The 19,865-nt window shown below is 66.0% G+C and carries 18 protein-coding genes; all 18 read left to right on the forward strand.

Annotated features, from left to right (window positions below; genetic code table 11):
• The first annotated feature begins 25 nt into the window (after positions 1–25).
• The 18 genes from V3W46_RS12940 (at position 26) to V3W46_RS13025 (ending at position 19,853) form a co-directional block, all read left to right on the forward strand.
• Positions 26–1,087 (forward strand): hypothetical protein, encoded by a 1,062-nt coding sequence (locus tag V3W46_RS12940; RefSeq protein ID WP_443069982.1) that lies wholly within the window; start codon positions 26–28, stop codon positions 1,085–1,087.
• Between the two features lie 70 nt (positions 1,088–1,157).
• Positions 1,158–1,472, forward strand: coding sequence for a hypothetical protein (locus tag V3W46_RS12945; RefSeq protein ID WP_331783530.1), 315 nt, complete (start codon positions 1,158–1,160; stop codon positions 1,470–1,472).
• 31 nt (positions 1,473–1,503) lie between these two features.
• A complete protein-coding gene (locus V3W46_RS12950; protein WP_331783531.1) occupies positions 1,504–2,232 on the forward strand; it encodes a hypothetical protein in 729 nt (242 codons plus the stop codon).
• Positions 2,214–3,827: a hypothetical protein gene (locus V3W46_RS12955; protein ID WP_331783532.1), complete on the forward strand. Its 1,614-nt coding sequence runs from the start codon at positions 2,214–2,216 to the stop codon at positions 3,825–3,827. The genes V3W46_RS12950 and V3W46_RS12955 overlap by 19 nt, the downstream gene beginning before the upstream one ends.
• Before the next feature lie 3 nt (positions 3,828–3,830).
• Positions 3,831–5,351: an SCO6880 family protein gene (locus V3W46_RS12960; protein WP_331783533.1), complete on the forward strand. Its 1,521-nt coding sequence runs from the start codon at positions 3,831–3,833 to the stop codon at positions 5,349–5,351.
• Positions 5,352–5,445: 94 nt separating this feature from the next.
• Entirely contained in the window at positions 5,446–7,356 is a 1,911-nt protein-coding gene (locus tag V3W46_RS12965; protein WP_331783534.1) for an ATP/GTP-binding protein, read from the forward strand.
• The gene (locus V3W46_RS12970; RefSeq protein WP_331783535.1) at positions 7,353–9,077 is read left to right on the forward strand and encodes a type IV secretory system conjugative DNA transfer family protein; all 1,725 of its coding nucleotides are present in this window, start codon (positions 7,353–7,355) and stop codon (positions 9,075–9,077) included. Before V3W46_RS12965 ends, V3W46_RS12970 begins: the two co-directional genes overlap by 4 nt.
• A gap of 2 nt (positions 9,078–9,079) precedes the next feature.
• Complete coding sequence (locus tag V3W46_RS12975) at positions 9,080–9,523, forward strand: DUF4913 domain-containing protein (RefSeq protein ID WP_331783536.1); 444 nt, start codon at positions 9,080–9,082, stop codon at positions 9,521–9,523.
• Positions 9,524–9,892: 369 nt separating this feature from the next.
• Positions 9,893–10,942, forward strand: a complete 1,050-nt coding sequence (locus V3W46_RS12980; RefSeq protein WP_331783537.1) for a BMP family lipoprotein — start codon at positions 9,893–9,895, stop codon at positions 10,940–10,942.
• Positions 10,943–10,949: 7 nt separating this feature from the next.
• Positions 10,950–12,521: an ABC transporter ATP-binding protein gene (locus V3W46_RS12985; protein WP_331783538.1), complete on the forward strand. Its 1,572-nt coding sequence runs from the start codon at positions 10,950–10,952 to the stop codon at positions 12,519–12,521.
• On the forward strand, positions 12,518–13,636 hold the full coding sequence (locus V3W46_RS12990) for an ABC transporter permease (RefSeq protein ID WP_331783539.1): 1,119 nt from the start codon (positions 12,518–12,520) through the stop codon (positions 13,634–13,636). The genes V3W46_RS12985 and V3W46_RS12990 overlap by 4 nt, the downstream gene beginning before the upstream one ends.
• A 2-nt stretch (positions 13,637–13,638) precedes the next feature.
• On the forward strand, positions 13,639–14,718 hold the full coding sequence (locus V3W46_RS12995) for an ABC transporter permease (protein ID WP_331783540.1): 1,080 nt from the start codon (positions 13,639–13,641) through the stop codon (positions 14,716–14,718).
• Position 14,719: 1 nt separating this feature from the next.
• Entirely contained in the window at positions 14,720–15,649 is a 930-nt protein-coding gene (locus V3W46_RS13000; RefSeq protein ID WP_331783541.1) for an amidohydrolase family protein, read from the forward strand.
• Complete coding sequence (locus V3W46_RS13005) at positions 15,646–16,401, forward strand: cupin domain-containing protein (RefSeq protein WP_331783542.1); 756 nt, start codon at positions 15,646–15,648, stop codon at positions 16,399–16,401. The genes V3W46_RS13000 and V3W46_RS13005 overlap by 4 nt, the downstream gene beginning before the upstream one ends.
• 100 nt (positions 16,402–16,501) lie before the next feature.
• A complete protein-coding gene (locus V3W46_RS13010; protein ID WP_331783543.1) occupies positions 16,502–17,149 on the forward strand; it encodes a GntR family transcriptional regulator in 648 nt (215 codons plus the stop codon).
• A gap of 37 nt (positions 17,150–17,186) precedes the next feature.
• Positions 17,187–17,720: a YbhB/YbcL family Raf kinase inhibitor-like protein gene (locus tag V3W46_RS13015; protein WP_331783544.1), complete on the forward strand. Its 534-nt coding sequence runs from the start codon at positions 17,187–17,189 to the stop codon at positions 17,718–17,720.
• A 52-nt stretch (positions 17,721–17,772) separates the two neighbouring features.
• The gene (locus V3W46_RS13020; protein WP_331783545.1) at positions 17,773–18,921 is read left to right on the forward strand and encodes an FAD-dependent oxidoreductase; all 1,149 of its coding nucleotides are present in this window, start codon (positions 17,773–17,775) and stop codon (positions 18,919–18,921) included.
• Positions 18,915–19,853 (forward strand): MBL fold metallo-hydrolase, encoded by a 939-nt coding sequence (locus V3W46_RS13025; RefSeq protein ID WP_331783546.1) that lies wholly within the window; start codon positions 18,915–18,917, stop codon positions 19,851–19,853. The genes V3W46_RS13020 and V3W46_RS13025 overlap by 7 nt, the downstream gene beginning before the upstream one ends.
• Positions 19,854–19,865: the final 12 nt, after the last annotated feature.

Consider the following 19,865-nt stretch of genomic DNA (forward strand, 5'->3'; position numbering starts at 1 on the left):
CAAAGGTGGTGTTGGGGTACTCGCTGTGGTGATGGTGCCAGTGCTCGTGGTCTCGCTGTCGTTGTGGATTCTGTTTTTCGGGGGCGCAGCGGCGGCGTGCACGGTCGGTACAGGCAGCCAGATCAATGTCGATGGCATCGCTTCGGATGCGGCGGTTGGCGCGTATGACCGTGACCAGCTCGTGAACGCGGCCCTGATCGCTAACGCCTCGGTCACCCTGGGTCTGCCTACCGCAGCGCAGACCCTAGGTGTGCAAACTGTCATTGGTGAATCCACTCTCCGGAACATCAACTACGGCGACGGGGCGATCAACCCGGACGGGTCTGTCGCTGACTCGATCGGCTTGTTCCAGCAGCAGTCCTCCTGGGGAACTGTCGCACAGCGCATGGACCCGACCGCTTCAGCCACCTTGTTCTTCACCCGCCTTGCAGGCGTCGCGGGATGGGAAACAATGGACCCGTCTTTGGCGATCAACTCGGTGCAGGGCAACGCGGACCCGAACTACTACACCCAGTTCCGTGCCGACGCCGTCGCGATCCTCACCTATCTGACCGGGTCAGGTTCTGGCGGGGGAGTGGGATGCGCTGTCTCTGGGGATGCGCGCGCTCTCGCTGCGAACCTGGTTGCGGCGATGAACAACGGGAAGCTCATGCTCGCGGAGGACCGGTATGCGGCAGAGATCCGCGGTGTCGCTGACGGTACCGCCTCGAGTATCTGCGGTATCGATGTCCGCATCCTGCAGGTCATCACGATCGCGCTGAACAACTTCTCGCAGGTCGGGATCTCTGACTTGAACCGGCAATGCACCGGCTCGATCGAGGGCGCCGGCACCGAGTCCGCGCACTGGATCAACGGGGGAGGGCACGCCGTGGACTTCTACTCCCTGAACGGTCAGAGCCTCACCGGGTGCGACGCGAACTCACTCCGCCTGTTGTCGATCCTTGACCCGCTTGTCCCTGTCGGGTCTCGCGCTGGGCAGGTCCAGTGCCGGTCGGTGTCCTACAGCCACATCATCCAGTTTTCCGACACCACGAACCATCTGCACTTCGACGTCGGCTTCACCGACGGCCCCGTCACCACCCCCTGATTAAAACCCACGAATTTCACCCCGCGACCGCGACGGTGAACCCCCAAAAGAAAATGAAACGGAGAACACGATGTCCCTTCTGGTAGCTGCCAACGACATCATCACAACCGCGGGCACCTTCGCGCAGGTTACCGGAGCCGTCCCGGACCCGGGGGCTGGCACGATGCCGCCCGGGTTCGAAGCGTTCACCACGATCATGGGCTGGGCGAAATGGGTGGGCCTTGGCGTAGCTGTCGTCGGACTCATCATCCTCGGCGTCACGATGACCGTATCCGCTAGGCGTGGGGAGGGCGGCGAGATCGGCGGGTGGCTTGGCCGTCTGCTCGTCGGCGTGATCATCATCTCCGCCGCGTTCACCATCGTCGGCTTCCTCATGGGTGCGTAACCGCACCCACCAACAGGCAAGGAGATTTATTATGAGCGACGCAGAACCGCGAAACCCCTCCACCCGGCGGGGCTTCATCTCCGGCGCAATCATCATCTGCGCCCTCGCGGCCGCGGCCATCCTGCTCGCTTTCACCTCAGTCCATGGAGGCGGCGACCAAAGCAGCACGGTCGCCGCCTCCACGCCGGCCGCGACAGCCACCTCCACAGCGGATCCCGCTGAGGCGAGCGTGTGCGGGCTGCCCGGCTTCGTGAAATCCGGCACCCTGACAGCCGCCCCGAAAACCGAATGGGACATTGTCGGGATCATGGCCGCCCCGCACAGCACGACGGCCGGTCCTGGGGTGACTGACGCTGACGGTGTGCGCAGCTGCTACGCCCACACCCCAACCGGCGCCCTGTTCGCCGTCGCGAACTCGTGGGCGATGGGTTCTGATGCTCGTCTCGCACCGTTAGCGATCGCAGCGAACACCGCGCCGGGTCCCGGCCGTGACGCCGCCATGGCCGCTGCGAGCACCAGAAGCAACGGCGGCCTCTCCGCACAGATCGCCGGCTATAAGGTCCTGTCTTACAGCGGGACCGAGGCCACGATCGACACCGCGTTCACCCTGACCAATGGCACGCTGATGAGTTTCGCGTCCACGATGAAATGGGTGGAGGGGGACTGGAAAGCCGAACTCACCGACGACGGCCAGCCCCCATTCCGCCCCATCGTGCTGCAAAGCCTCGGCGGTTACACCGCATGGTCCGGTCTCTCGTGATGAGCGTTGACCCGGCCGCGCCGTGCGCACCCTGGGACTTCGTCTGCTGGAGCTCGTCCGGCGTCAGCGACGTCGTCTCCAAAGCGTCGAACGACGCGCTGCAGCAGTTCGTGAACAACATCTTCGAGGGATTCGGGAAGGCCCTCGCGTCCCTTGGCTCGTTGTGGGTGCAGGTGCCGTCACCGGTGACGGTCGTTGACCGTGGCGGCAGCTCAGCCGGGGGAGGGGTCCCTCCGGCGTCGGGGGCGTTCGAGATGATCCTCAGCTACGTCACCTGGGTCGGCGCCGGTATCGCCGTCCTATCCCTGATCGCAGCGGGAGTGATGATGGCCAGCCGCCGCCGGCACGGCGACGGCGAAGCCCACCTGGGCCGGATCGGGGTGATCCTCATCGCCGTCGTACTACTCTCGGCCGCGTCCGCCCTCCTCGCCGGGTTCCTGCCCCAGGCAATGGCGGGCAGTAACGCCTCGTCTGTTGTCGGGTGGGTGCAGGGGCAGCTGCAGTGGTACACCGCGGGCCTGGCGATCTTGTCGATCCTCGTAGCCGCCGGCCGGATGGCGTGGACCCAACGCGCTATGCCGTTGAAGGAGCTGGGCGGGGCGATCTTCACCCTGATCGCTGTCGCCGGGGCGGGCCTTGTCGTGATCCGGCTCGCGACAGAGGCCGGGGACCAGTTCTCTGTATGGGTGTTGAACAACTCGACGACATGTGATGTGACGAACGGGGAATCGAACTGTTTCGGCACCAACGTCGCCGGCATGATCGGCCTCACAACGTTGTCCCCGATCGGGCTGATCGGTCTGTTCCTGATGGGCCTCCTGGCGGTGTTGATGACGTACATCCAGATCGCTTTGATGGTGTTCCGTGGCGCAATGTTGGTCCTTTTGGCGGGGATTTTCCCGGTCGCGGCGTCGTTCACGAATACCGAGATCGGCCGGCAGTGGTTCAAGAAGGTGCTGGCGTGGACGATCGCTTTCATCCTCTACAAACCTGCCGCGGCGATCGTGTACGCGACCGCGTTCCGGATGACCGGCACAGACCTGTTCAAATCCGACGGCACCGGACTGTTCCAGATCGTCACCGGCCTTGCCCTGATGCTCATCGCGCTGATCGCGTTACCGGCGCTGATGCGGTTCATGGTCCCCGCCATCTCCTCCGTCGGCAGCGGCGGCGGAGGGGGCGCGGGCCTGCTCCTCGGCGCCGCCGCAGTGGGTGGGGCGGCGGAGCTTGCTACCGGCGCGATCCGCTCAAGCAACAGCGGCAGCAGCAGTAGCGGTGGGGGAGGGGGCAGTGAGGGGCCCTCCGGGAGCGGAACGTCAGCTGCCGGGGCCAAGGGTGGCCTATCGGCCGCATCAGGATCCGGAACCGCCGCGGGTGGTGGATCGGTTGCCAGCGGCGCGGCCGGTGGGGGTGCTGCAGCCGGAGGCGGTGCCGCAGCGGGTGGTGCTGCGGCTGGTGGGGCGGCCGCTGCCGCGGGGCCTGTCGGTATTGGTGTCGCGGTGGCCGGGAAGGTCGCGGACGGCGCGAAGGCGACGGCGGGTGCGGTGAAAGCTGCGACCGCTGACGCAACAGGCAGCAACGAGAACGGAAGCTAACCCATGACTACCACAACACCTCCCGTCGCCTCGAGCACGGCACCGCGTACCTACGGGAACTGGCGGAAACCTCAAACCGCCGGCTTAGGCGGTTTGGGGCAGCTGGCAACGATCGTGATGTTCATCGGCATCGTCGCCTCGATCGTGGCCTCGATGTTCGCCGGGTTCGGTACTGCCCTGATCGTTGCAGGTGTCTTCGGCGGTGTGCTGTTGACCGTTTCAGTGAAAGACAAACATGGGCAATCCGCCCTGGGAAGGACAGTGGTCCGAATGAACTGGTACCGCACCAAAACCAAAGGAGCAAACATCTACCGCTCCGGCCCCACCGGCCGGGCAAAGTGGGGCACCTTCCAACTCCCAGGGCTCGCGGCAGCATCGCAGCTGACGGAATGGGAGGACTCCCACGGGCGCCGGTTCGCGCTGATCAGCACCCCCGCGACCCGGCATTTCACCATCGTTCTCGCGACCGAGCCGGATGGTGCGGCGTTGGTGGATCAGGACCAGATCAACAACCAGGTCGCGGAGTACGGCATCTGGCTCTCCAACCTCGGCGACGAACCCGGCCTCGAAGCCGCATCCGTGACGATCGAAACAGCACCCGACACCGGCACACGGCTCCGCGGGGAAGTGGAAGGGTCCATGGACCCCGACGCCCCCGAATTCGCGCGCGCGATGCTCACCGAAGTGATGCAGTCCTACCCGGTGGGCTCTGCGACGATCCGCGCGTACATTGCGTTGACGTTCTCCGCAACGTCCCGGATCGGTGGGAAGAAACGAACCGCCGCAGAAGTCGCCGGCGACCTCGGTGCGCGGATCCCCGGGCTGACCTCCAGTCTCGCGGCGACCGGCGCGGGCGCCGCCCGACCGCTCGGTGCGCAGGAGCTCTGCGAAGTGATCCGGGTCGCGTACGACCCCGACGCTGCCCTGCTGATCGATCAGGCCAAAGCGGCCGGGGAGCTCGCGGACCTATCGTGGACGGACGTGGGACCGGCCGCAGCGGAAGCGCGCTGGGACTCCTACCGGCACGACGGGGCGGTCAGCACGTCGTGGACGATGACGAGCCCGCCGCGTGGTGTGGTGCAGTCCGGGATCCTCGCTCGCCTGCTCGCACCGCACCGCGACATCGCAAGGAAACGCGTCACCCTGCTGTACCGGCCCATCGACCCCGCCCGCGCCGCAGCGCTGGTCGAGGCGGATCTGAACGCGGCACGGTTCAACAGCACTGCATCAACGAAACCGACGGCAAGGTCGACGCTGTCGACCCGGTCAGCGCAAGCGACCGCGGCGGAAGAAGCGTCAGGGGCGGGGCTGATGAACTTCGGCCTGATCGTCACCGCAACAACCACCGACCGCGCCCAGCAGGCGGACGCCCGCGCCGCTTTCTACTCCCTCACCGCAGCCGCCCGGTTACGGATGCGGCCCGCGTTCGGCTCGCAAGACACAGCCTTCGCCGCCGCGCTTCCCCTCGGCCTGGTCCTGCCACGGCACCTGCGGATCCCGAACGAAGTACGAGAAGCGCTCTAACCGACAACCACACTCCTCGCACCTGGCGGAAAGCCCGGTGCCAGAAGGCGCTAGGCCACACCTATCCCGTATAACCGCTCACGGAAGGCTCACTATGAACAACGCCGCCAAACTCGCCCACCACACCACCACCGAGGACCTTCCAGACGTCGCTCCGACTGCCATCGACGGCATCACGGGCGGATCACCGACCGGGGTGACCGGTCTGCCGGACGGGGCCGTCGCCCCATCGCGGCGCGCCGCCCGCGCCACCAAGGACGCAGTGGCAGCGGCGGCGGCAGATGCTGCCCGGTCGCCGCTGGTCCGCGAGAAACTCCCCAAGCGGACCCGGAAGGTTCGCGCAATCCCGCACCAAGGCGGAAAGCAGAAGACGACCCGGGGGTCCGCCCCGAAGCGGCCGCTGCGGCCGACGGCCACAGGATGGCTGGGCCGTGGCGGCGGGCAAGCGGTGAGCATCCAGCCGGCGGATGAGTTCCGTGCCACGACCGTGCAGGTATGCGGGCTGTACCCGTTCTCTGTCGGCACAGGAACACCAATGATCGGGGTGCCGTTGGGGAAGAACCTCGCGACAGGTGCGTCGGTGTGCTGCGACCCGATCTCGTGGTTCCAGCGCGCGAACCTCATCTCCAACCCGTCCATGTTCGTCCTCGGCAAACCCGGCCTCGGGAAATCCTCCCTGACCCGCCGGATGGCCGCCGGACTCGCCGGGTACGGCACCCTCCCGCTGGTGCTCGGGGATCTGAAGCCGGACTATGTCGACCTCATCCGTGCCCTCGACGGTCAAGTCATCACCCTCGGCCGGGGACGCGGGTACCTCAACATCCTCGACCCCGGCGAAGCACACCACGCCGCCACCCGCCTCACCACAGCCAGCACCGAAGCTCTCACGCACTCTGACGCGCTAATCGCAGAAGCGGTGCTCGTCACCGGCCGCACGGAGACCGACCAGCTGCTGGGAGAGGCCACCGAGGAACGGATCCGTGCGGAGAAGCTGCAGCGCCTCGCGAACCAGGTCCTCGCGGACGCGCACGGCCGCCGGCACACCATGATCGCCGCCCTCCTCACCATCCTCCGCTCCGAGCCCCCGACAGACCGGGAAGAGACCATCATCGACCGGGCCCTGAAATACCTCGACGAGAACCACGACGGCGTCCCCGTTCTCGCCGACCTCCTCACGGTCATCCAGGACGCACCCGACGAGATCCGGCAGGTGGCCTTGGATCGCGGGGACCTGACCCGGTACAAGGCGATCACCGAGAACCTCGAAGCGTCCCTCATCGGGCTCACCACCGGCGGCCGGCTCGGGGAAGTGTTCTCGAAGCAGACGACAACACCGATGCGCCGGGACCGGCCGGTGGTCTATGACGTGTCTTCCATCGACGACTCCGAAGGCGACCTGCAAGCCGCAATCCTGCTGGCGTGCTGGTCGGCCGGGTTCGGGACCGTGAATGTTGCAGCCGCCCTCGCCGACGCCGGGCTTGAGCCGCGCCGACACTACTTCGTGATCCTCGACGAGCTCTGGCGCGCCCTCCGCGCGGGCCGGGGCATGGTCGACCGCGTCGACGCCCTCACCCGCCTCAACCGGGCCCGCGGCGTGGGTTTGGCGATGATCTCGCACACCATGTCGGACCTGCTCTCGCTGGCGTCAACGGAGGACCAGATGAAAGCGCGAGGGTTCGTGGAACGCTCCGGGATGGTCGTCTGCGGCGGACTGCCCGGCGCAGAGATGCCGCTGCTGACGTCTGCGGTGCCGCTGTCCGTGTCGGAGCAGTCGATGCTGACGTCCTGGCAGGACCCACCCGCCTGGGACCCGGTGTCCGGGCATGAGGCGGAACCGCCCGGCCGTGGCCGGTTCCTTATCAAAGTCGGCGGCCGTCCCGGGATCCCGATCCGGGTCGAACTGACGCAGGCGGAGATGGAAGTGAACGACACCAACAAGCTCTGGCACACCGCCTCCCGCGCCGGCCGCACCACCGACCCCGTGGACGTTGAGATCCTGCCGTGAGTCTTGCGAACAACCGGCGCCGCGAACCCGGCAAGTCCAACAACGCACTGATGCTCGGGGTGGCGTTCACCGCCCTCACAACGGTCGGTGTCATCTGGGTCGCTGTCGCCGTCGGCTCTCGAGCTGATGGGGTGAATCCGGGGTTGCCGTCGGATCCGTTCGCGATGATCAGCGGACTTCTCCGCGGCACCATTACCTGGCCCCCCACCGGCACCCTCATCGCCGGAGCGATCGTTGTGCTGCTCATAGGCGTCGGGGTCTTCTACCTGTGGCTTCGCGCGGCCGGCCGGAAGGGTCGGACGAGCGTTGATCATGCGGCCCGGTACATGGCTAGGGCCCGAGATCTCGACGGGATGCAGGAGAAGCAGGCGCGGAAGAAGTCCGCCCGCCTCGGCGTCGCAGACTCCGCAGGTATCCCCATCGGGAAGCTGCTGCTCGGTTCGCGGACGGTGTACGCGTCGTTCGAGGACATGATGATCCTCATCGCCGGCCCCCGCGTCGGTAAATCGACCTCTTTGGTCATCCCGGCGATCAGCGCGGCACCGGGTGCGGTGGTGACGACGTCGAACAAGCGAGACGTTCTTGACGCGACCCGTGACCCGCGCGAACAGGTGGGGCCGGTGTGGGTGTTCGACCCGCAACGCGTCGCCCTGGAAGAGCCGACCTGGTGGTGGGACCCGCTGTCCTACGTCACCGATGACACTAAGGCGGCGAAGATGGCGCAACACTTTGCCTCCGGGACCACCCTGCCGGGGGCGAGAACGGATGCGTACTTCGACGGGAAAGGCCAGAACCTCCTCGCCGCGTTCCTCCTCGCCGCCGCTGTCGGCGGCCGGCCGGTTACGGACGTGTATGAGTGGTTGACGAACGTCAGCCGCACAGGTCCCGTCACCTACCTCGAGCGTGCCGGGTACCAGCGTCTCGCGGAAAGCGTCAGCGCCGTACAGCAAGCCACCGAGAAGCAACGTGACGGCATCTATTCCTCTGCGGAGCGGATGGCCTCGTGCCTGAATAACACCGGCATCGAACGCTGGGTGAACCCCGACCCCTCCCCGCTCATCCCGAGACCGCGGTTTGACCCGCACGAATTCGTGAAAGGTACCGGCACCCTCTACAGCCTCTCCAAAGAGGGCGCCGGCACCGCCGGCCCCCTCGTCACCGCCCTCACCGCAGCCACCATCGAAGCGGCCGAGGAGCTGGCGTCGAACTCACCCGGCGGCCGGTTGCGAACGCCGTTGCTTGGGCTGCTGGATGAGGCTGCCAATGTTTGCCGGTGGACAGATCTCCCCGACCTGTACTCCCACTTCGGATCGCGAGGGATTCCGATCATGAGTGTGTTCCAGTCCTACAGCCAAGGCATTGCCGTGTTCGGGCAAGACGGCATGCGGAAACTCTGGTCCGCGTCCAACGTGAAAATCTATGCCGGCGGCGTCTCGGAACCTGCGTTCCTCGGGGAGATGTCGGACCTGATCGGCACCTACGACCGCGAGACCACCTCCGTCAGCCTCAACCGCGGCATCCGCTCAACTTCAACTGCGCTGAAGCGAGAGAAGATCCTCGAGGTGCAGGAGCTGGCCGACATGCCCCGCGGCCGCGCCGTCATGTTCTCCTCCGGAAACCGCGCCGCACTCCTCCGCACCCTGCCCTGGTACACCGGCAACAAAAACACTGTCGCCGCGATCAAGGCGTCGATCGCGGCCCACGAACCCGGCCACCCGTAGCGATGAGCGGCACGTACGACTTCGACGACGAACCCGACGCCCCCGGTAGCGGTGAGCTCGAAAGGGAGGCTGAGACGTTCGTACCGACGTTGTTCTACGGTTCGGCGGATGAGTTCGTGCGGAAGCAGCTGCGATACAAGTACCGGCGCCAGATCACCCGGCCGGGCCGCGGGAACTTCCGGTGGCGGGCGGCGTGGTGGAAAAGCGAAGAAGCCATCAGCCGCATCGAAGCCCTCTGGCGAGCATGGGAAAAAGCCCGCCAAGACCCCGCCGCGATGAGCGACTGGTGGCTCACCCACTGCGACCGCCACATGGCCGTCCTGCTCTCTTCAGACGGCCCATACGCCGGCTCCGAAGACGAAAGCAAACCCGGAGACCCGCTGCCCTACACCGCCCCACCAGCCGGGTACTTCGCCCCAGATAACCAAACAGACGCGCTGATCTGAAGACGTGGCCAACGGCGACTCACGATGAGCTGACCCAGGGAGCTTGGAACTGCAACACATCGAAGCGAGTCCGCCCCACACCGAACGGCGAGTCGCTGGCGTGCAGCGGCCCGTTTCAGCAGCAGAGGATAAGCGTGTGCCGGGGTGCTGTCGCGCGGATGCCACCTCCGACACACGAATTTGATTTCGCCGAAATGCGCGCGAAACATTATTCATTTAGATTCTGGTATGGCAGTTTTATTCCTTGGGTGCTATTAATTAGCTGTTGAATGCATCAGATTGAACAAGGTAGTGAAATCTGGCATGGCAGATAGATTTGCCACTCTCGCTCGACCCACTCGCACTTCCCGATCACGAAGGGGCTCCATTATGCGCAAGACCCTCACCATCACTGCACTGGCTGCGGCCAGTGTGGTTCTCCTCGCTGGATGCGCGTCAGGCCAAGCCGACGCCGGAAGCACCTCCAGCGCCGCGGCCGGAAGCACAACAAATATCGGTTTCCTCGCAGCTGCGCCCCGAAACGACAACGGACTGACCCAATACAGCCTGGCTGGCGTGCAAGCAGCAGTCGACGCAGATCCCACTCTGAAGCTGACCTCGATCGTCGACAACGTCACGACGTCGCAAGACCAGATTCAGGGGCTCGAATCGCTTGCTGCCGACAATCAGATCGTCATCGCTGACAGTGCTTCACTCAACAAAGCCGTCGAAGTCGTCGCGGCGAAGTATCCGGACACCCGGTTCATCTTGGTTGCGGCCGACTTGCCGAGCTTTGCTGACAACGTCACATCGGTGATCGCGAATGTCGGATACCCGGCGATGGTCGCCGGCGCGGTTGCGGCAGAGCGCTCGAAGTCGAAGGACTTAGGTGTGATCGCCGGCCTGGAGCTTCCCGCCACGTCAGCTTGGTATTACGGCATGCAGCAAGGCGCAAAGCTTCAAGACCCGAGCGCCAACGTGTCGGTCACCTACACGGGCGACTTCAACGACGTCGGCAAGGCCAAGTCGGCCGCCGAAGCCATGATGGCCAACGGCATCGATTCGATCATCTCCGACCTCGACGCGGGTTCGGCTGGTATCTATCAGGCCGCGGATGCCGCACCCACTGCCACTGACGTATACGACGTCTTCGCGTTGCACTGCGAATCCAGCCCCTACATCGTCGGGTCGGGCACCGTCAGCTGGACCAAGATCTTGCAGGATGCGGTCAGTGCGGCTGCGGCCAAGAACCTACCCGGCGGCTCCGTCAGCTACGGACTGGCGAATGGTGCGCTGAAGTTCGAGTTCTGCCCCGGTCAGGGCACCGACGCGGAGAAGGCCATTGCCGACAAGGTGACGAAGCAGTTGATCGCCGGGGAGATCACTCCCGATCAAGGCGTCTTGCTGCCCAAGCCCGACTACGCGCAGATCGAACGCTAAGTCACCCATGACCATCCATACCGATCCCGATGCGCGAGTGAGCCTGAAGGCGAAGCGCGGCGCACCTGCCCTCACGCTCCGCGCGGTCACGAAGCGGTTCGGCTCCTTCACCGCGAACGAGAACGTCGACCTCGCGGTGGCGTGGGGCGAAATTCACGCACTGCTCGGTGAGAACGGCGCCGGCAAGACGACGTTGATGCGCATCGTCACCGGTCTCTATCAGCCCGACGAGGGCACGCTCGAGATCGACGGTGAAGCCGTTCACTTTCGCCGGCCCGAGCAGGCTCTGCGCGCCGGGATCGGGATGGTTCATCAGCACTTCACCCTCGTGCCCACCCTCAGCGAAGTGGAGAACATCGCCATGCGACCCTCCGTCTTTCCGTGGCGGAACGATCTGCGCGAGACTCAGCGCAAGGCCGATGAGGTCGCCTCGGCAACCGGGCTGCGCATCACACCTGATCGACTCGTCGAAGACGCCTCGGTCAGCGAGCGGCAGCGTATCGAGATCGTGAAGCTGTTGGTGCGCGGTGCGAGCATTCTCATTTTCGATGAGCCGAGTGCCGCGCTGACCCCCGACGAGTGGGAGGATCTTGCCGGTCTGATGAAGCGCCTCGCGGCCGACGGGCACGCGATCATACTGATCTCGCACAAGCTCTCTGAGGTCTTCAGCGTGGCTGACCGGTTCACGGTGCTGCGCCGCGGGGCGGTGGCAGGCTCGGGCGACCTCGGCGACGTGAGCGCCGAGCACCTGGTCTCGCTGATGGTGGGCGGCGCCGTCGATCCACGCCCCCCGCTCGAACCCTCTCGACCCGGTGCCGCCGTGCTCGAGATCGAGGGCCTCGATGTCGCTCGAGAGAACTCATCCCCCTCTGCGCCACCCGCCCTATCGGGAGTCGGGCTGACGGTGCGTGGTGGGGAGATCGTGGGCGTCGCGGGCGTAGCCGGTAGCGGCCAGCGCGAATTGGTAGAGGCAATTGTCGGCGTCGCGGCGCCTCTCGCCGGAACGGTGCGCGTATCGGGTGTCGCCATCTCGGCTGGGCATCCGCAGCACTTCTACGACGCCGGCGGCGCACTCATTCCCGAAGACCGCCACCATGTGGCGATAGTCGGGGGCATGACCCTGTGGGAGAACATCACGATGCGGATGCTCCGCCACGCCCCGCTGCGCCGTCACGGCATTCTCGATACCGCCGCCGCCAAGCGCCGAGCACGCGAGTTGATGGTCGAGTTCGACGTTCGCGCCGCAAGCGAGAACACCACGATCGGTCGCATGTCCGGCGGCAATCAGCAGAAGGCGGTGCTCGCGCGTGAGCTCTCAGGAGATCCGACACTTCTGATCGCCGTGCAGCCGGTTCGCGGGCTCGACGTGCGGGCGACGGACTTCGTCTATCGCCGACTGATCGAGCACCGTGACAGGGGCGGAGCAGTGCTTCTGATCTCGATGGATCTCGACGAAGTGATCGCCATGAGCGACCGCGTCGTCGTGCTCGCGCACGGTCGGATGCAGGGTGAGTTGCCCGCGGCGACGGCGACTCGTGAATCGGTCGGCGCCCTGATGACCTCGGCGGTGGCAGCGTGAACGCGCTGCGCGGCCGTGGCCGTGCGGATCTCGCGCGCATCCTGACGCCGATCGCGGTGCTCGCGGTGACCATCGTCGCGGCCGCAGCTCTGGTTCTCGCCATCGGTGTTTCGCCCGCCGCCGCCGGTGCCGCGTTCTGGCAGGGTACGTTCGGCACGCCGGTGAACTTCGGCACCACCCTCACCCAGGCCGTTCCCCTGTTGTTGGTTGCGCTCGGCTGGATCATCACGACCAAAGCCGGTCGGTTGCACGTCGGCTTTCCAGGTCAGATCATCGCCGGCGGTACCGTCGCCACGACTGTGGGGCTGCTGTGCGGCGATGTTCCGCCGATCGTCGCCGTACCGCTCACCGCGCTCGCCGGCATCGTCGGGGGCGCGCTCTGGGCGGCCATCACCGCCTGGCTCTGGGCCGTACGTGGTGTGCTGGAGATCGTCTCGTCACTGCTGCTGAACCTGGTCGCCGTGCAGGTGGCCACGTGGCTGATTCGCGGCCCTCTTCGTGGTTCGCTCGACGGTCAACCGCAGAGCGCCACCTTCCCCATGTCGACCCTGTGGCCCGCGGTGCCGGGCATCCCGGGACACGCTCTCTCGTTCGACATCGTGCTGATGCCCGTCTGCGCCGTGCTGCTCGTGCTCATGCTGGCACGCACGCGGTTCGGCTTCGACGTTCGCGCTTCGGGCGGAAACGAGACCGCAGCCCGCTGGTCGGGCATCGACCCGAAGAAGACGGGGGTCGTGGCCATCCTCATCTCCGGCGGCTTCGCCGGCCTCGCCGGCGCCGCCCTGCTATTCGCCGGAAGCGCACCCTGGATGAGCGACGGATTCGAAGCGGGAGTCGGCTTCAACGGAATCGCCGTGGCGCTGCTCGCCCGCAACTCGCCGGTGGGAGCGATTCTGGCGGCGATCGTGTTCTCGTCGCTCAACGTGGGTGGAACAGCGTTGCAAGCCAAGCTCGACGTACCCTCGTCTCTGGCGGCGGTGCTGCAGGGCGCGGTCATCGTGCTCGTACTGCTGTCGACGGTTTTCGTGCACGTACGGGCCAAACGGTCACTGACGTCGGCGACCCCTGCTCCGGTCCCGACCACACCGGTGCGCGAACCGGCCGGGCGGGTGTGACCATGGGCGTCTTCGACATTGCTTTTCTCATAGCCACGGTCACCATCGCCGCTCCGATTTTGCTGGCCGCCACGGGCGAACTCGTCTCGCAACGTGCCGGCGTGATGAACGTCGGACTCGAGGGCATCATGCTCGGCGGGGCCTTCGGCGGGTATCTGACGATGGCCGTCACCGGCAGCATCGGGCTGGGATTCATCGGCGGCATCGTCGCCGGCCTGCTGTTCGGCGCTCTGATGGCGGTACTAGCGATCGAGGCGAAGGTGGACCAGATCGTCGCCGGAATCGCCATCAACCTGCTCGGCTTCGGCGTCACGGCATTTCTGAACGCCGATCTCTTCCCCGGCGCAGAGTCGTTCACGCCACTGTCGCGGGTCGCCCTGCCGGTACTCTCACAGATTCCCGTGCTCGGCGAGGCCATATTCACGCAAAACGTCTTCGTATACGCCGTCATCGTGGTCGTCGTCGGGGTCGGCCTCGCGCTCAATCGCACGACCTGGGGCATCGGTCTCAAAGCCGTGGGCGAGAATCCCGTTGCCGCTGACGCCGCAGGCGTCAGCGTGCGCGGAATCCGCTGGGCGGGAGTGCTCTTCGCCGGGGCCTGCGCCGGCGCTGCCGGCGCCTACGTCTCGATCGGCGACGTCGGCGTCTTTCGCGAGGCGATGGTCGGCGGCCGAGGGTACCTCGCTCTCGCCGCCGTGCTCTTCGGCGGTTGGCGGCTCGGCGGCCTGCTGGTGGCGGTGGCCATCTTCGCGGGGGCGGATGCCCTGCAGCTGCGCCTGCAGGCCAGTGGCGATGTGCCGCCCGAGGTCTGGGTCATGGCCCTGGTCGCCGTGGCGGTGTTCTTGATCGTCGGGCGATTGCGGCGCCGCACCGCCCCTGTCACGACAGTCGAGATCATCGGAATAGTCGCCGTGCTGGTGTCGGGTGCTCTCGCGCTGTTGCAGCCAGCGATCACCGTGCCGGCACCCCTGTGGCTCGCCCTGCCGTATGTGCTGGCCCTCTCCGCTCTTGCTGCAGGTGGGCGGCGGCGGCACCGGGCGCCCCAGGCACTCACGATCCCTTACACCCGAAGCGAGGCCTGAGATGATCACCGACGTCCACACGCACTACTGGACTCCTGCCCATCAACAGCCGCCGTGGACCGACGGGTTGAGCCGAGTGCGTCGCACTCTCGCGGCCGAGCGCATTGATCAGGTCACGATCGAGTCGTACCGGCGCAGCGTCGCCCCCGCCGAACGCTCCGTCGTGTTCGGCCTGCAGGCCCGTGCATCCGGCATGTTCGTTCCCAACGACGACGTGGCGGCTTTCGTAGCCGCGATCGGCGGCAGCACGGTGGGGTTCATGTCCGTCGATCCCACCCGCCACGACGCGGTCGAAGAGGTCGAACGCGCCCACGACGAGCTCGGTCTGGTTGGCATCAAGCTCGGCCCCATCTACCAGGGTACCTCGCCGTTGAACCCCCTCACCTTGCGAGTCTTCGCGATGGCCGAGCGACGTGGCTTGCCGATCCTGATCCATCAAGGCGCCATTTTCGCCAACGCGGGTCGGCTGGTGGATGCCAATCCGCTGTTGCTCGACGACGTGGCGATCGCCTTCCCCGACCTGAAGATCGTGATCGCCCACCTCGGTCATCCCTGGGTGGAAGAGACCGCCGTTGTCATGCGCCGCCACGCCAACGTCTACGCCGACACCTCGGCACTCGCCAATCGGCCGACGATGCTGGCCCGCGGCCTCTCTGCAGCCAAAGAGTACGGAGTGCTGCACAAGGTCTTGTTCGGCAGCGACTCGCCGATGGTCTCGGCCGAGAGTTCGTTCGAGGGGCTGAGCCGAGTAGTGGCCGACCTCGGCCGGGTCTCGCTCACCACGATCTCCGATGAGGAGCTGCACGACATTTTGCACCGGCCGACCTTCGAGCTGCTCGGGATCGAGGATCCGCGACCCATCGTGCCGGCCGTATCACCCGTCACAGCGTCATCCGTCTTACCGCACGTCTTCGAGGAGCACATCAAATGACCACCACGATTCCCGTCGTTCCCTCTGCCTTTCTGCCCGCGGAGGAGGTGCTGCGCGGCGAGCTGCCCGATCAGATCTCGATGGAGCCGATCATCGAGGGCGTTGCCTTCGCCACCGAGCGTGTGCTTCTCGACGATGTCGACGGCTTCTTCGCCGTCTGGGAGTGCGGGCCCGGTGTGTACCCGCGGATGAAGGATCGTCGCGGCTCGTTCATGTACATCTTGTCGGGCGCCGGCACCATCACCGACGAAGACGGCACCGTGCACGAACTCACCGCCGACTCAGTGCTGCTGCTGCCGTTCGGCTGGGTGGGTACCTGGAACATCACCGAGACCATCCGTAAGGTCTATCTGCATTCCACGCCGCTGCCGCCGTATCGCGACGGAGTTCAGTCGTCGGTGTTCGTCGATGCCCAAACCGTGTTGCACGGAGAATGGCCCGAGATCGTTTCGATGGAACCGATCGTCTCTGGCGCGCCGACCGCGAATGAGCTGACGGTTTTTGATGGCCCCGACGGGCTCTGCGCTCTCTGGGCGTGCGAGGCGGGCGTCTACCCACGGGTGAAAGATCGCCGCGGTTCGTTCATGTACATCATTTCTGGCGCCGGCACCATCACCGATCAGAGCGGTACCGTGCATGAACTCACCGCGGGAAGCGTTCTCGGTCTGCCCTACGGATGGGTCGGCACGTGGAACATCACCGAGACCATCCGCAAGTTCTACGTGCACACCTTCCCCGCGCTCGGTGCGTGAACGATGTTCCTCAAGGGCCGCGACGGCCACGATTCGGTAAGGTTCGTGCATGGCCAATCGCGGGGAATCGATGACAACCGACGCTCAGGCTGCGCCTTCGATGCGGGAGTCGATCGTCGAGGTGCTGCGCAGCGAAATCGTGCAGGGCGTTCTCGTTCCCGGTACGAAACTTTCCGAGGGCCGGCTCGCAGAACGATTCGGCACCAGCCGGATGCCGGTGCGCGAGGCGTTGCAGGTGCTCGCGCGGGCCGACTTCGTGGTCGTGGAGCAGCGCCGGGGTACCTTCGTGCGTGGCGTCTCCCAGCGGGAGATCGTCGACCTCTACGAGGTGCGCGAAGCGCTCGAGGGCATGGCGGCCCGACTGTGTGCGGTGCGGGCCTCGGAAGATCTGCTGGATCGCCTCGATGGGCTGATGCGCACGATGGCCTTGGCCGTGTCGACGGCCGATTCTGCCAGCTACATCGAGGCCGACGAGCGGATGCACGCAGCCATCTTCGAGGGCAGCGCCAACCTGCGACTGATGGACCAATATCGGCTGTTGACCGACCATCTGCACCGCAACTACCTCTCGACCGTGGTGACTCGTCGCCCCGGCCGACTCTCACGTTCGATGGCCGAGCATCAGGCCGTCGTCGAAGCCGTGCGCATGCGCGATGCCGACTCGGCGGAGCGCGCCATGCGACACCACGTTGTGCAGGGCCGGCAAGAGCTTGCTCAGCAGATGATGAATACCAACCTCGACGGCTGACCGGTCTCCGGTCGGTTTCTTCCGCGATCGGAGCCCCATGACCTACGACCCTTACGCCTTTGTCACTCCTGCGCCCTCGTTCCTGCTGACGAGCAGCGACGTCGTCGATGGCGCCGAAAAGCCGACGGCTTTCCGTGATCCGCAGATCGGCGGGCAGGATGCCTCCCCGCAGCTGAGCTGGTCGGGCTTTCCCGCCGAGACGAAGAGTTTCGCCGTGACCTGCTACGACCCCGACGCTCCTACGGGCGTCGGTTTCATGCACTGGGCCGTGGCGAACATCCCCGCGGCGGTGACGGAACTCGCGACCGGTGCCGGTTCGCCGGGCATCCCTTCGGTGACGCTGCCCGACGGCGCTCTCACTCTTCCGAACGACGTGCGCGTTCGCGGCTATGTGGGCGCCAATCCGCCGCCGGGCAGCGGACGGCACCGGTACGCCTTCACCGTGCACGCCGTCGATGTGCCCGTACTCGAGATCGACCCCGACCTCACCCCGACGGTGCTCGGCTTCAACCTGCACTTTCATACCCTGGCCCGTGCGGCGTTGACCGTCTGGGTGGATTCGGCCGAGTGATCTGCCGCCCCTGCAGAAACACTGCCGCCCAAACATTGAAGGAGAAGAGTTCATGACGAGACAACGTCACGCCGAGATCGCCGGTGCGGGATTCGCGGGCCTCACGGTGAGCATCGCGCTGGCCCGGCGCGGCTGGTCGGTGCGCGTGCACGAGCAGTCCGACGAAGTGCGTGACTTCGGTGCCGGCATCTTGCTCTGGCGCAACGCCATGCTCTCGCTTGATGCGATCGGCATCGCCGACACCATTCGCGGGCTCGGCACTCAGCCGCCTTTCTACGAGACCGGTCTCAACGGTGCCGAGCCCACGAAGGAGCTCGGCGGCTATCCCTATTGGGCCATCACCCGCCCGGAGCTGCACGCTGTGATGGCCCAGGCTGCGCGTGACGCCGGGGTTGAGATCGTCACCTCGTCGCGGGCGGTCGGCGCCGACCCGAACGGCGTGCTGCACATGGAAGACGGCAGTTTCTTCGAGGCCGATCTGGTGATCGGCGCCGACGGCGTCGGTTCGCTCGTGCGCAACTCCCGCACGGAGTTCGTGCAAGAGCGCAAGAAGTACAAAGACGGCGTCGTGCGGGTGCTGGTGCCGCGCGATCCCGCGTTTTACGCCCCCGAGTGGGACAGCGTGATCGACTTCTGGACGCTGGAACCCGACGCCATGCGCATCCTCTACGTTCCGTGCGGGCCCGACACGGTCTACATGGGAATGATGGCCGAAACCACCAACGAGCGCGCCTCGCGCATTCCGATCGACCCCGACGTGTGGTCGGAACGCTTTCCGCACCTCGCGCCGCTGATCGCCTCGGCCCAGCATGCGGTGAGCCCGCGGCATGACGGCTACCAGACCAACCGGGTGACTCCGTGGTCGGTGAACCGAGTCGTTCTGGTGGGCGACTCGGCACACGCCATGTGCCCTGCGCTTGGGCAGGGCGCCAGCGTCGGCATCGTCAATGCCGTGGCCCTCGCGCACGCCCTTGACGAATTCGACGACCTCGATGAGGCGCTGGCAACGTGGGAGAAGCGCGAACGCGCCATGACGGATGAGGCGCAGGCCCGCTCTGCGTACATGGCCGAGACTCGTGGACTGGCGAAGGGCGGCGGATTCACCCCCGAGCTGATGCAGACCGCCAACTTCGTCTCGGCGGCGATCACACCCGAACTCGAGAAGCGGTACCCGGTGCCAGAGGCGAACAGATCATGGTGAGCGGCAGCTCGACGGTTTCTGTCGGCGACGTCGAGATCACGCGCATCCAGGAGTACACCGGCCCAGGCGCCGCGACACCGGCCTTTCTCTTTCCCGACAGTGATCCGTCGTTCTGGACGCAGAACGTCGACGAACTCGCGCCCGACTTTCTCGACGCCTCGACGGGTCGGCTGCGCTCGGTGCTGCACAGCTGGTTGATCCGAAGCCAGGGCCAGCTGATTCTGGTCGACACCGGGGCCGGAAACGGCAAGGAGCGACCTTATGCCCCGGCCTACGCCCACCACACGACGGCCTATCTCGACACCCTGCGGGATGCTGGAGTCGAGCCGGGCGACATTGACATCGTCATCAACACCCACCTGCATGTCGATCACGTCGGCTGGAACACGCGGCTCGAGGGCCGCGACTGGGTTCCGACCTTTCCGAACGCGCGTTACCTCATCGCCGAAGCGGATTTCGCTTTCTGGAACCCGCTCGTGGTGCCCCGGCCGCAGGGTGACGGCAACCAGAACGTGTTCGAAGACAGCGTCGCGCCCGTGCATCGCGCAGGCTTGATCGAGCTGTGGAGCGGCAGCCTGCGCATCGACTCCGACCTGCTGCTCGACGCTGCTCCCGGCCACACGCCCGGCTCGGCGGTGCTGCGGCTGGAGTCGCGGGGCAGCGGCGCGCTCTTTCTCGGCGACATCATCCACTCGCCTGTTCAGCTCGCGGCACCCGACGTGAACAGCTGTTTCTGCGAAGACCCGGCGCTCGCCCGCACAACACGCAGACGGCTGCTCGACGAGGCGGCCGACCGCAACCTGCTGATCTTTCCCGGCCACTTCGGCGGTCACTCGGCCTGCCGCGTGAGCCGTGGAACGAACGAGCACGCACATCACGGCGGCGACGGTGTCTTCGTTGTGAACGACTGGGCCGACCTGGCCCGCATCTGAGAAAGGATCCAC

This window comes from Subtercola sp. YIM 133946 (assembly GCF_036553535.1).
Classification (GTDB): Bacteria; Actinomycetota; Actinomycetes; order Actinomycetales; family Microbacteriaceae; genus Subtercola.